Source organism: Mesorhizobium sp. M0778 (assembly GCF_040320105.1).
GTDB lineage: Bacteria > Pseudomonadota > Alphaproteobacteria > Rhizobiales > Rhizobiaceae > Mesorhizobium.
This window is the reverse complement of record NZ_JAMYPA010000031.1, coordinates 13,025-25,858: the sequence shown is the minus strand read 5'-3', so window position 1 is coordinate 25,858 and position 12,834 is coordinate 13,025. Positions and strand designations below refer to the sequence as shown.

11 protein-coding genes are annotated in these 12,834 nt (G+C 64.3%); 6 read left to right on the top strand and 5 right to left on the bottom strand.

What is annotated here, in order from left to right; translation table 11 throughout:
* The first annotated feature begins 10 nt into the window (after positions 1–10).
* Positions 11–1,438 carry a gamma-aminobutyraldehyde dehydrogenase gene (locus NKI22_RS28770; protein ID WP_352495756.1) on the top strand — a complete coding sequence of 476 codons (1,428 nt, stop codon included), beginning with the start codon at positions 11–13 and terminating at the stop codon, positions 1,436–1,438.
* A gap of 49 nt (positions 1,439–1,487) precedes the next feature.
* On the opposite strand, the gene nhaA is transcribed toward NKI22_RS28770, so the two are convergent.
* The 5 genes from nhaA to NKI22_RS28745 form a co-directional block, all read right to left on the bottom strand.
* Positions 1,488–2,681: a Na+/H+ antiporter NhaA gene (gene nhaA / locus NKI22_RS28765; protein ID WP_352959328.1), complete on the bottom strand. Its 1,194-nt coding sequence runs from the start codon at positions 2,679–2,681 to the stop codon at positions 1,488–1,490.
* 91 nt (positions 2,682–2,772) lie between these two features.
* Positions 2,773–3,336, bottom strand: a complete 564-nt coding sequence (locus tag NKI22_RS28760) for an ActR/PrrA/RegA family redox response regulator transcription factor (protein WP_023676342.1) — start codon at positions 3,334–3,336, stop codon at positions 2,773–2,775.
* 63 nt (positions 3,337–3,399) lie between these two features.
* Positions 3,400–4,725, bottom strand: a complete 1,326-nt coding sequence (locus NKI22_RS28755; RefSeq protein ID WP_023717954.1) for an ActS/PrrB/RegB family redox-sensitive histidine kinase — start codon at positions 4,723–4,725, stop codon at positions 3,400–3,402.
* 91 nt (positions 4,726–4,816) lie between these two features.
* Complete coding sequence (gene hrpB, locus NKI22_RS28750) at positions 4,817–7,396, bottom strand: ATP-dependent helicase HrpB (RefSeq protein ID WP_352548909.1); 2,580 nt, start codon at positions 7,394–7,396, stop codon at positions 4,817–4,819.
* Positions 7,397–7,471: 75 nt separating this feature from the next.
* The gene (locus NKI22_RS28745) at positions 7,472–8,362 is read right to left on the bottom strand and encodes a DMT family transporter (protein ID WP_023717955.1); all 891 of its coding nucleotides are present in this window, start codon (positions 8,360–8,362) and stop codon (positions 7,472–7,474) included.
* A gap of 26 nt (positions 8,363–8,388) precedes the next feature.
* Between NKI22_RS28745 and NKI22_RS28740 the strand changes: the two genes are divergently transcribed.
* The 5 genes from NKI22_RS28740 (at position 8,389) to NKI22_RS28720 (ending at position 12,834) form a co-directional block, all read left to right on the top strand.
* Complete coding sequence (locus NKI22_RS28740; RefSeq protein ID WP_023717956.1) at positions 8,389–9,078, top strand: PIG-L deacetylase family protein; 690 nt, start codon at positions 8,389–8,391, stop codon at positions 9,076–9,078.
* Positions 9,079–9,288: 210 nt separating this feature from the next.
* A complete protein-coding gene (locus tag NKI22_RS28735; RefSeq protein ID WP_023717957.1) occupies positions 9,289–10,620 on the top strand; it encodes an ABC transporter substrate-binding protein in 1,332 nt (443 codons plus the stop codon).
* Positions 10,621–10,742: 122 nt separating this feature from the next.
* Positions 10,743–11,690 (top strand): carbohydrate ABC transporter permease, encoded by a 948-nt coding sequence (locus NKI22_RS28730; protein ID WP_031211681.1) that lies wholly within the window; start codon positions 10,743–10,745, stop codon positions 11,688–11,690.
* On the top strand, positions 11,687–12,637 hold the full coding sequence (locus NKI22_RS28725; protein ID WP_023717959.1) for a carbohydrate ABC transporter permease: 951 nt from the start codon (positions 11,687–11,689) through the stop codon (positions 12,635–12,637). The genes NKI22_RS28730 and NKI22_RS28725 overlap by 4 nt, the downstream gene beginning before the upstream one ends.
* Entirely contained in the window at positions 12,634–12,834 is a 201-nt protein-coding gene (locus NKI22_RS28720; RefSeq protein ID WP_352640685.1) for a hypothetical protein, read from the top strand. Before NKI22_RS28725 ends, NKI22_RS28720 begins: the two co-directional genes overlap by 4 nt.

Here is a 12,834-nt window from a genome sequence, read left to right as displayed (position 1 = left end):
AGAGACTTCCATGGACACGCAGATGCTGATCGGCTCGAAATTCGAAAAAGGCACCGAGACCGAGGAACCGATCCTCAACCCGAAGACCGGGGCGACCATCGTCAACCTGCCCGAGGCCAGCCCGGCGCAGATCGAGGCAGCAGTGCTTGCCGCGGAAAAAGCGTTCGTCACCTGGTCCCGCACAACACCGGCGCAGCGCGCCGGCTATCTCCTGAAGATCGCCGATCGCATCGAGGCCGCGGCAAAGGATTTCGCGACGCTCGAGGCGCTGAACTGCGGCAAGCCGATCAATGCCGTGCTCAATGACGAGATCCCGGCGATCGTCGACTGCTACCGCTTCTTTGCCGGTGCGGTCCGCTCGATGCCCGGCCAGGTCGCCGGCGAATACATTCCCGGCCACACCTCGATGGTCCGCCGCGACGCCATCGGCGTTGTCGCGTCGATCGCGCCGTGGAACTATCCGCTGATGATGATGGCCTGGAAGCTGGCGCCGGCGATTGCCGGCGGCAACACCGTCGTCTTCAAGCCGTCGGAACAGACGCCGCTGACCGCGCTGAAGCTGGCGAAAATCCTTGCCGATATCCTGCCGGAAGGCGTCGTCAACGTCGTGCTCGGCCGCGGCGACAGTGTCGGCAACACGCTGATCAACCACCCGAAGGTCAACATGATCTCGATCACCGGTGACGTCGCCACCGGCAAGAAGGTGCTGCAGGCCGCCGCCAAATCGGTCAAGCGCACACATCTCGAGCTCGGCGGCAAGGCGCCGGTCATCGTCTTCGATGACGCCGATCTCGGTGCGGTGGTCAACGGCCTGCGCGCCTTCGGCTATTACAATGCCGGCCAGGACTGCACCGCCGCCTGCCGCATCTACGCCGGCAAGAAGATCTACGACAAGCTTGTCGCCGACCTCTCCGCTGCGGTCTCGACCATCAAGTATGATCGCCCCGACGATACCGAGAACGAGATCGGCCCGCTGATTTCGCGTCGCCAGCGTGATCGCGTCTCGAGCTTCGTCGAGCGCGCCTCTGAGCTCAAGCATATCGAGATTACCACGGGCGGCAAGCCGGGCGAGGGCTCCGGCTTCTTCTACCAGCCGACCGTCGTCGCCGGCGCGCTGCAGGAAGACGAGATCGTGCGCCGCGAAGTGTTCGGCCCGGTGGTCTCGGTCACCCGTTTTTCCGAAGTCGACGAGGCGGTGAACTGGGCCAATGACTCTGACTATGGCCTGGCGTCATCGGTGTGGACCAAGGACGTTTCGCGCGCCATGGCGACGGCCGCCCGCCTGCAATATGGCTGCACCTGGATTAACACCCACTTCATGCTGACAAACGAGATGCCGCATGGCGGGTTGAAACAATCCGGCTACGGCAAGGACATGTCGCTCTATGCGCTGGAGGATTACACAGCCGTCCGCCACGTCATGATTGCGCACGGGTAGGGTCCAGATGCGGGAGAAGGTGGCCTGAAGGCCGGAAGTGGCGGCGCGACTATTCTTCCGCCTCGTCCGTCCCGTCCGCCGCCGGCGCCACCAGCAGCACGGTGGCGCCGAGGAGCGCGGCGATGAAGGAGCCGGCGAGGATGCCGACCTTGACCGCGTCCTGCAGAGCGACGTCGCTGGCGAAGGCGAGCAGGCCGATGAACAGGCTCATGGTGAAGCCGATGCCGCAGAGCAGCGAAATGCCGATCATGTGCAGCCAGCCGGCATTGACCGGCAGATCGGCGAAGCCGAGCCGGATGGCAAGCGCAGAAGACCCGAACACGCCGACCAGCTTGCCGGCGACGAGGCCGGCGGCGACGCCGAGCGTCAGCGGCTCGGCCAGGGCGGCAGCGCTGAGACCGCCGAGCGAGACGCCGGCGTTGGCAAAGCCGAAAATCGGGATGACGAAAAAGGCGACGACTTTGTGCAGGCCGTGTTCGAGCCGGTGCAGCGGCGAATGGTCGAGATCGTGGCCGCTGCCCGGCGATATCTTCAATGGAATGGTGAGGGCCAGCGCGACGCCGGCAAGCGTCGCATGGACGCCCGATTTGAGCACCAAAACCCACAGAACGATGCCGAGCAAGACGTACGGCAGCAACGTCAGCACCCGCATGCGGTTGAGCACCACCAGCCGCGCGATGACGGCGAAGGCGGCGCCGAGATAGGCGAGCGACAGCCCGCTGGTATAAAACACCGCGATGATGAGCACGGCGCCGAGATCGTCGATGATGGCGAGCGCGGTGAGGAATATCTTCAGCGAGCCCGGCACGCGGCCGCCAAGCAGCGACAGCACGCCGAGCGCAAAGGCGATATCGGTGGCGGTCGGGATCGCCCAGCCGGACAGAGCGGCTTCATTGTTGCGGTTGATGGCGACGTAGACCAGTGCCGGCACCGCCATGCCGCCGGCGGCGGCGATGCCGGGCAGCACGCGGCGCGGCCAGGTCGAGAGCTGGCCGTCGAGCATCTCGCGCTTGATCTCGAGGCCGACCAGCAGGAAGAACACCGCCATCAGGCCGTCATTGATCCAGTGCGAGACGCTGAGCGGTCCGAGATAGGCGTGGAGGGCGGAGAAATAAGCCTCGCCCAGCGGCGAATTGGCGACGATCAGGGCCAGGGCCGCCGCAGCCATCAGGATGAGGCCGCCGGCCGCCTCGCTGTCGAGGAATTCGCGCAGCATGGAGACCAGCCGCTTTTCGTCCTGCATGTCGCCTCCGTCGTATCAGCGGCAAGGTCCGACACCGCCAAGCGATGATGCGCAAACAGCGCTGGCCGGGCAAGCCTGCAGTCAGAGCCTTTTAGCGCGGCGCGCGCTTGGCGAGGATACGCTGCAGCGTGCGGCGATGCATGTTCAGCCGGCGCGCGGTTTCCGAGACGTTGCGGTCGCACATTTCATAGACGCGCTGGATGTGCTCCCAGCGTACCCGGTCGGCCGACATCGGATTTTCGGGCGGTGCTGCGCGTTCGCCCGCCGTGCGGGTCAGGGCTGCAAAGATGTCGTCGGCGTCGGCCGGCTTCGACAGATAGTCGATAGCGCCGAGCTTCACCGCCGTCACCGCGGTGGCGATGTTGCCGTAGCCGGTGAGGATGATGGCGCGGGCATCGTCGCGCTTCTCGCGGATCGCGGCGACGACGTCGAGGCCGTTGCCGTCGGCCAGCCGCATGTCGACCACCGCATAGGCCGGCGGATTGGCGCGCGCCTTGGCAACCGCTTCCTCGACGCTCTCTGCCGTCTCGACGACAAAACCCCTGGTTTCCATGGCGCGGGCAAGCCGCGTCAGGAAGGGCTTGTCGTCGTCGACGATCAGCAGCGAGGTGTCCTCGCCTTCGACCATTGCGCCAATCGTTTCGTCAGTACTCATCGTGCTGAAAATCCTGCTGCCTGATTTTTACGCAAATATAGTTTCGCAACGCTATTGTCCAATTTAGGCCGTGTCGAACATGGTGGCCGAAGCCTGCTCGGGATTGAGGAAGACGCTGCGCGGCCACGATATCTGCACGATAGCGCCCTCGCCGGGCTCGCTCGAATTGCGGAAATCGAGCGTCGCGCCGGAGCGTTCGAGCAAGGTCTTGGCGATGAATAGGCCGAGGCCGAGGCCGCCGCCGGCTTCGGTGCCTTGTCGCGTTGACATATAGGGTTCGCCGATGCGGTCGATGATCTCGGGCGGAAAGCCCGGCCCGTCGTCGATGATCGTGAAGCTGACAACGGCCTCGTTCCAGCTCCAGCGCACGGTGACATTCTTGCGGGCGAAGTCGACGGCGTTCTCGACCAGATTGCCGAGGCCGTAGATGACGCCGGGATTGCGCCGGCCCACCGGTTCCGGGCCGATGCGCTCGCCTGGCCGAAGCTTAATCGAGATGCCGAAATCGCGGTGCGGTGCCGTCACTTCCTCGACCAGTGAGGTCAGCGGCAGGCGCGAGAGATGCACCTCGCTCTCGGAGGACAGGCTGGTCAGGCGCTTCAGGATTTCGCGGCAGCGCTCGCTCTGCGAACGCAGCAGCTTCACGTCCTCGCCGTATTTGGGATCTTCGCCAAGCGCCTTCTCCATCTCCTTGGCGACAAGCGCGATCGTGGCGAGCGGCGTGCCGAGCTCGTGCGCGGCGGCGGCGGCGAGGCCGTCGAGGGCCGAGAGATGTTGCTCTCGCTGCAGCACCAGTTCGGTGGCGGCAAGCGCGTTGGCAAGCAGCCGCGCCTCCTCGGCCACCCGGAAGGCATAGATCGCGGTAAAGGCGATGGAGCAGAACACCGCCATCCACATGCCGGCGACATAAATGAACGGCATCGCCAATGGCGCGCCCTCATGCCAGGGCAGCGGCAGGTGGTAAAAGACCAGCAGCGTCGCCGCCACGATCACCAGCGCGCCGAGCATGGCGGTCAGCCGTAGCGGCAGCGACGTCGCCGAGACGACGACGGGCACGGTCATCAGCAGCGAAAACGGATTGGTGAGGCCGCCGGTCATGTAGAGCAGGCCGGCAAGCTGCAGGCTGTCGAAGGTCAGGATGGCAAAGGCCGAGGGCGGGGTAAGCCGATGCGCCGCCGGATAGCGGAAGGTCAGCAAAAGGTTCATCCAGGCCGAACAAGCGATCAGCGCAAAACACATGCTGACCGGCAGCGGAAATTTCAGCCCGTAAGCGACGACAAGCACGGTCAGGCTCTGGCCGACGATGGCAAGCCAGCGCAACCTGATCAGCGTGTTGAGGCGCAGCCGCTGGCTTTGCTGGAAGTCGGGTGCGTGCAGGATGTTTATCATGGCCAATGATTATAGAGGGGAAACAGCCGGAGGTCTTTTCCGAAAAAGCGCCGAAGCTGGCCTTCCGTTCGGGATAACAGTCCGGGAATCATTAGGTACCGCGCGGTTTGGCGCGGCTCGTGGCGGCGGCGAGAAGCGGGTTCTCCGGCCAGACATGCCTGGGATAGCGGCCGCGCATGTCTGTCCGCACATCGGCCCAGGAGCCGCGCCAGAATCCGGGCAGGTCGCGCGTCGTCTGGATCGGCCGGCGCGCCGGTGACAGCAATTCGAGCGTCAGCGGCACAGTGCCGTTGGCGATCGCGGGATGCCGGTCGAGGCCGAACAGCTCCTGCACGCGGATTGCCAGTACCGGCCATTCGCCGTCATAGCGGATCGGCAGCCGACTGCCCGACGGCGCGTCGAAATGGGTCGGCGCCAATGTGTCGATCTTGCGCTGCAATTCGTGCGGTACCAGCGTCATCAGGCCTTGCGAAAGCACGCTGGGATCGATCGCGGCAAAGGATGCGGCACCGGAAAGGAACGGCAGCAGCCAGTCGTCGAGGCGCTCGACGAGCGCCGCATCGGAGACATCGGGCCATGGCGCACCGAGGCCGCGATGCAGCCAGCCGAGCCGCTGCCGCAACGTCTCCGCTTCCCTGCTCCACGGCAGCAGCGACAGGCCGTGTTCGCGCAAGGCGTCGAGAATGGCGCTGTCTGCGTCGGCACCGGTCGGCGCCGGCAGCATGCGTTCGGACAACGTGATGGCGCCGAGCCGAACCGTTTCGCGCACCCGCACCGCGCGCCTATCGCGGTCGAAGCTCACCTCGCGGCGAGTCTCGATCTTTTCCGCCAGCGCGGTGCGGATGTCGGCCTCGTCGAGCGCCGCCGCCGCGGTGATGCGGGCGTTCTGCGCCTTACCCTGCAGATCGGCGACGACGAGCCAGGTCTCGCCGGCCAGCGGGTCGGAGGCGTCGAGCATGGCGCCGGAGCCGTTGGCAAGCACGAAGCGGCCACGCTCGCCGCGAGCTTTAGCGACCCGGTCCGGCCAGGCATGGATGAGGAGAGCGCCGGCGGTGCTGCCCTCTCCCTTGAGGGGAGGGTCGATCCGCGTAGCGGACCGGGGTGGGGTCGGTTCGGGCACGCCATCGGCGACCCCGCGTCTCCCTCGTCTCGCTGCGCTCGGCTCGCTCGCCGACCCTCCCGTCGAGGGGGAGGGTGAAGCCTGCTTTGCCAACCTCTCGGCCAGCTGCCGGGCAGCGGTGGCACGCGGCGATCTTTCGGCATGAAAGCGCATCAGCCGCCGTTCGAGATCGGCACCATCGCCGCCAAGGCCGCGCTCGGTGAGCAGCATGGCCAGCATCGCCGCCTCGAGCGCCTGGCCGGTCCTTGCCGCCTCGGCGACCATGTGGGCGAGCCGGACCGGCAGAGCCAGCTTGCGCATCGCGGCACCGGCCTCCGTCAAGCGCCCTGCCGCATCGACGGCATCGAGCGCGCGCAGCAGCGCCCTTGCCTCGTTGAGCGCCGGAGCCGGCGGGGGGTCGAGGAAGGACAGGCTCGTCGGATCGGCAACGCCGAACGCCGCGCAATCGAGCAACAGGCCGGAGAGATCGGCTTCGAGGATTTCCGGTGGCGTGAAGGCCGGCAGTGCCGCTGTCTGCTCGGCCCGCCACAGCCGGATAGCGACGCCCGGCTGTGTGCGCCCGGCCCGGCCGGCGCGCTGGTCGGCGGAAGCGCGGGAAGCACGCACCGTCTCCAGCCGCGTCAGGCCGCTGGCCGGCTCATAGCGCGGCAGCCGCGACAGGCCGGAATCGATGACGACCCGCACGCCGTCGATGGTGATGGAGGTTTCGGCGATCGACGTCGCCAGCACGACCTTGCGACGGCCGGGCGGCGCCGGCTTGATCGCTGCGTCCTGCGTCCTGTTGTCGAGCATGCCGTAGAGCGGCACGATGTCGGTGTCGGCGCCGACCTTGCCCGCCAGCCGCTCGGCGGTGCGCTCGATCTCGCGCTGGCCGGGCAGGAAGACAAGCACGCTGCCCTCCTCCCCGGCAAGCGCCGAGCGGATCACCCTGGCCATGGCATCCTCGATGGTGACGCCGGCCGGCCGCTCGTCATAGCGGATGTCGACCGGAAAGGCGCGGCCTGCGCTCTCGATCACCGGCGCGCCGGAAAGCAATTTTGCGACACGCGCGCCATCGAGCGTCGCTGACATGACCAGCAATCTGAGGTCGGGCCTCAGCGCACCCTGCACGTCGAGCGCCAGCGCCAGCCCGAAATCACCGTCGAGCGAACGTTCGTGGAACTCGTCGAACAACACCGCCGAGACACCAGGCAGCTCGGGATCGTCGAGGATCATGCGGGACAACACGCCTTCGGTGACGACGACGATCCTGGTCTTCGCGGAAGTCCGGTTTTCCATGCGCATGGCATAGCCGACGGTTTCACCGGGCTCTTCGCCAAGCAGTTCGGCCATGCGGCGGGCGGCAGCGCGGGCGGCGAGGCGGCGCGGCTCGAGCAGGATGATCTTTCCGGCGCCGAGCCATTGCGCATCGAGCAGCGTCAGCGGAACCAGCGTCGTCTTGCCGGCGCCGGGCGGAGCCACCAGCACGGCGCTGTTATCATGGCTCAGCGCTTCATTGAGCGCCGGCAAGACCGCGGAGACCGGCAGGTCCGGCAAAGGTTTTGTCGTCATTGTCCTATGATGTGCAGCCAGTTGGCAGCGATCGCATATCAGCGGTGGCGGTCGCCGCGCAAGCTTGGTACCAGCTCAAAGTCGGGTCCGCGCAAACGGGTTCCAGCGCACCGTGCCGAGCCGCACCTCCTCGCGCACTATCGTCAGCAGACCGGAACCGCCGACCACGGCAAGCCCGACCAGCGACAGAAAATCCGGATATTCCCTGAAGAACAGTGCGCCTAGAACCACCGCCCAGACGATCTGCGAATAATGCGTTGGCGCGATGCGGTTGGCCGGCGCGTATTTGACCGCCAGCAGATGCAGCAACTGACCGCCGGCGGTAAAGGCGCCGGCCAGCACCAGCCACGCCCATTGCCTGCCATCCGGCAGCGAGAACGAGGTAGCCGCCGCACCGACGCCGTTGAAGAGCAGGCCGTAGCCGATCAGCACGCCGAGCATCGTCGTGCGCTTTTCCTGCGCGGCGAGCGAACGCATCAGGATGACATTGGTGGCGGCCAGGAAGGCGATGATGAACGCCGCCAGATGACCAAGATGCAACTCGCGAAACCCAGGCCTGACGACCAGCATCACCCCGGCAAAGCCAGCGACGACCGCCAGCCACCGCCATGGGCCGACCTTCTCTTTGAGGACGAGCGTGGCCAGGATGGTGACGAACAGCGGCGCCAGGAAGATCAGCGCATAGACTTCCGCCAGCGGGATGGTGGTGAAGGCGTAGACGCTGAGCACGCCGGAGGCGATGCCGGCCCAGGCGCGGGCCTGTACCGCCCAAGGCCGTGTCGTGCGCCAGAAATCGCGCCAACGCTCGCTTGGCGGCCTGGCAAAGAGCAGAAAGCAGCCGGCAAACAATGTCGAGAAGAAGCCGATCTCGAAGACGTTGAACTGCCCGCCCAGGCTTTTGACAACCGCGTCGCTGCACGAATAGCTTGCATAGGCGATGAGAGCGAGCAGAATTCCGTTGGGCACGTTTTCCATTTCCGGGAGGGATGAGAGTGAAGATATTGGCGCTTGGCGCGCATCCGGACGACATCGAGATCTTCATGTTCGGTACGATGGCCGCCTATGCCGCGCAAGGCGCAGAACTCTTTTTTGCCGTAGCCACGGATGGCGCCAGGGGCGGCTACGGCGATCCGGCCGCGCTTGCCCGCACGCGCCGCAAAGAGGCGACGGCGGCGGCCGGTCTGCTTGGCGTGACGCCGCGCTTCATCGATTTTCCCGATGGCGCGCTGGTGGCGGACGCCGCCCTGATCGCGGCGCTGAAAGCACTGATCGGCGAGATAGGGCCGGATCTGGCGATCACCCATGCGCCGAACGACTATCATGGCGACCACCGCGCGCTATCGGATAGCGTGCGCATCGCAGCGTCATTCTCGGTGCCGGTGCTGCATGCCGACACGCTCGGCGGCACCGGGTTTTCGCCAACGCATTACGTCGATACCTCCAGGCATTTCGATCTCAAGGCGGAGGCGATCCGGGCGCATCAGTCGCAGGATCCCGAGCGTTTCGTCAATGCGGCGCGCACGCTGAACGCCTTTCGCGCCGGCCAGTGCAACGGCCCAGCCGGAGCGTTCGCGGAGGCCTTCCGCTTCGAGCCGATCTTCCCCTTCGCCGACATCCGCGCCCTGCTGCCGCCGCCCCCAGCGATCCGTCCGGTGACGGTCAGCAACAAGACGGTGACCTAGGCGGGCGCCGCAACTCCGACATTGCTCCCCGATTCGACATGCTGCGGTGCAGCAACGAATTCGCTTGCCTTGTTTAGTAAAAATTGCATCACTAAACAAATTACTAAACATCCGACGTGTTGCCGCGCCGTTGTGTTTAGGCCCCGGAGGAGGGGTTTAGCGGGCTCTTGAAACCGTCATCCGGACGCGTTTCGCAAATGGGAGGAAGGCATGAAATCGACCTTGAAACTGGCGTTGGGACTGGCATCGACACTCCTCGCGTCGACAGCCGTTTCGAACGTCGCGCAGGCAGAAGATCTGACGCTTTGCTGGGCAGCCTGGGACCCGGCTAACGCGCTCGTGGAATTGTCCAAGGACTTCACCAAGGAAACCGGCATCGGCATGAAATTCGAATTCGTGCCGTGGACCAACTATGCCGACCGCTTTCTCAACGAGCTGAATTCGCACGGCAAGCTGTGCGACATGATCATCGGCGACAGCCAGTGGATCGGCGGCGCCGCCGAGAACGGCCATTACGTCAAGCTGAACGACTTCTTCGACAAGGAGAAGATCAGCATGGACGATTTCGTGCCGGCGACTGTCGTCGGCTACTCGGAATGGCCGAAGAACTCGCCGAATTACTGGGCGCTGCCGGCTATGGGCGACGTCGTCGGCTGGACCTATCGCAAGGACTGGTTCTCCAAGCCGGAACTGCAGAAGGAATTCAAGGAGAAATACGGTTGGGATCTCGGCCCGCCGACAACCTTCGACCAGCTGAGGCAGATCGCCGAATTCTTCCAGAAGCGCGAGATCGACGGCAAGACCGTCTATGGCGCGTCGATCTACACCGAGCGCGGCTCGGAAGGTATCACCATGGGTGCCATGGACGTACTCTACAGCTTCGGCTTTCAGTATGAAAATCCGAAAAAGCCCTACGAGATGGAAGGTTTCGTCAACTCCGATAAATCGGTGAAGGGCTTGGAGTTCTACAAGGCGCTCTATGATTGCTGCACCCCTCCCGGCGCCTCGAACAGCTACATGGGCGAAGGCGTCGACGCCTTCAAATCCGGCCAGGTGGCGATGCACATGAACTTCGCCTTCACCTGGCCAGGCCTGCAGAAGGACGAAAATGTCGGCGGCGACAAGATCGGCTATTTCGTCAATCCCAAGGGTCCCGACGGCGACCAGTTCGCCCAGCTCGGCGGCCAGGGCATCTCGGTGGTCTCCTATTCCGACAAGCAGGAAGCCGCGCTCAAATACATCAAATGGTTCGCCAACAAGGACGTGCAGTCCAAATGGTGGTCGCTCGGCGGCTATTCCTGCCTCAACGCGGTCGTCAAGGACCCGGGCTTCCCGGCCAGCCAGCCTTATGCGCAGACCTTCCTCGACTCTATGGCCATCGTGAAGGATTTCTGGGCCGAGCCGAGCTACGCACCGCTGCTGCAGGCATCGCAGAAGCGCTTCCACGACTATGTCGTTGCCGGGCAAGGCTCGGCCAAGGACGCGCTCGACGGCCTCGTCAAGGACTGGACCGAGGTCTTCCAGGACGATGGCAAGATGTAATCGGATGTAACCGGCTCCTCCCGAGCCCATGACCGAACCGTCCCGTGCCGCCCTTGGCACGGGACACAGTTCAGATAAATTCCATTCTCGAGACGATCCAAGTGACCGAAGCAGGACTGACTATGCTCAATCGGACGGCAGACAGCGTTGCCCGGGCTACGCCTGAGCCGTTGGCCCGCAAGGTCCGGGGCATCAGCGACAAGGGCCTCGCCTGGCTGTTCATCTCGCCGACGATCCTGTTGCTTCTCGCCATCAATATCTTCCCGCTGTTCTGGGCGATCTATCTGTCCTTCACCAACTTTCGCGCCAATCGCCCCAACGAGGTGGTGAAGAACCTTGGGCTGGCCAACTACAAGCGCATCCTCGCTGACCAGGACATCTGGATCGCCATGCAGACGACGGCGCATTTCGTGTTCTGGACCATCCTGCTGCAGACGCTGATCGGCTTTACGCTGGCCTGGCTGATCGACCGCAAGTTCCGCGGGCACGCCTTCTGGACGACGATCATCCTGGTGCCGATGATGCTGTCGCCGGCGGTGGTCGGTAATTTCTGGCGCTTCCTGTACGAGCCGCAGATCGGGCTGTTCGCCTACGCCGTTTCGTTCGTCACCGGCATTCCGGCAACCGAGATCAGCATGCTGTCCAACGTGTCGCTGGCGCCATGGTCGATCATCATCGTCGATACCTGGATGTGGACGCCTTACGTGATGCTGATCTGCCTCGCCGGCCTGCGCTCGATCCCCGAATACATCTACGAAGCGGCCGAGGTCGACCGCGCCTCCAACTGGCGGCAGTTCTGGTCGATCACGCTGCCGATGGCGCTGCCCTTCATCATGCTGGCGGTGCTGTTTCGCGGAATCGAAAACTTCAAGATGTTCGACATGGTCAATTTGCTCACCGGCGGCGGGCCGGGATCGACCACCGAAGTGGCCTCGATCACGCTGAAGCGGCAGGCCTTCGAAAGCTGGCGGACGGGCTATTCCTCGGCCTTCGCCATCATCCTGTTCGTCGCGGTGTTCGGCTTGGCTAACATCTACGTCAAGGCGCTCAACAAGGTGAAGCAGAGATGAGCCTGACGTCAGCCCATTCCGTTGTCGCACCCTCGGCCACGTCGAAGCGCGTCGCCGGCACGATCATCGTCGCCTACGCGCTGATCTCGATCGTGCCGCTGCTGTGGATCTTCGCCACCAGCTTCAAGACGCCGCCGGATTCGATCGCCTATCCGCCGAAGATCCTGTTCCAGCCCAGCGTTGAGGGCTACTGCAACCTGTTCACGACGCGGACAAGGCAGACGCCGGAATACATCAACTCGCTGGGGCCGGCGACGGGCCTTTGCGACGAGACGGTGCGCAAGCGCAACATGGTGATCGCCGGCCCCTCGAACTTCATGCCGCGCTTCGTCAATTCGCTGATCATCGCCTTCGGCTCAACCTTTTGCGCAGTGTTCCTCGGCACGCTGTCGGCCTACGGTTTTTCGCGCTTCAAGGTGCCGCTCGCCGACGACCTTTTGTTCTTCATCCTGTCGACGCGGATGATGCCGCCGATCGCTGTCGCCATCCCAATCTACCTGATGTATCGCGAGCTTGGCCTGTCGGACACGGCTCTCGGCATGATCCTGCTCTATACGGCGGTTAACGTGTCGTTGGCAGTGTGGCTGCTGAAAGGCTTCATCGACGAGATCCCGCGCGAATATGAAGAAGCGGCGATGATCGACGGCTACACCAGGCTGCAGGCGTTCTGGCGCACGGTACTGCCGCAGGCGACCACCGGTATTGCCGCAACCGCCATTTTCTGTCTGATCTTTGCCTGGAACGAATATGCCTTCGCTGCGCTACTGACCTCGGGCACGGCGCAGACCGCGCCGCCCTTCATCCCGACCATCATCGGCGAAGGCGGCCAGGACTGGCCGGCGGTCGCGGCCGGCACAACGATCTTCCTGGTGCCGATCCTGGTCTTCACCATCCTGCTTCGCAAGCAATTGCTGCGCGGCATCACCTTCGGCGCGGTGCGCAAATGAGCATGACCGCAAAACGCAAATCGCGCTGGCCCGTTTGGGCCAGGCGCGGGCTGATGGAAAACGTCGCCACGGCGATCATCGCCATCGGCTTCCTGATGCTGTTCCAGCCCTTCGCGCTGGCGCTCTACACCTATTCCTTCATCACCATGCTGGCCGGCACGGCGATGTTCATCATCGTCTCGAAATTTCCGGAGTAG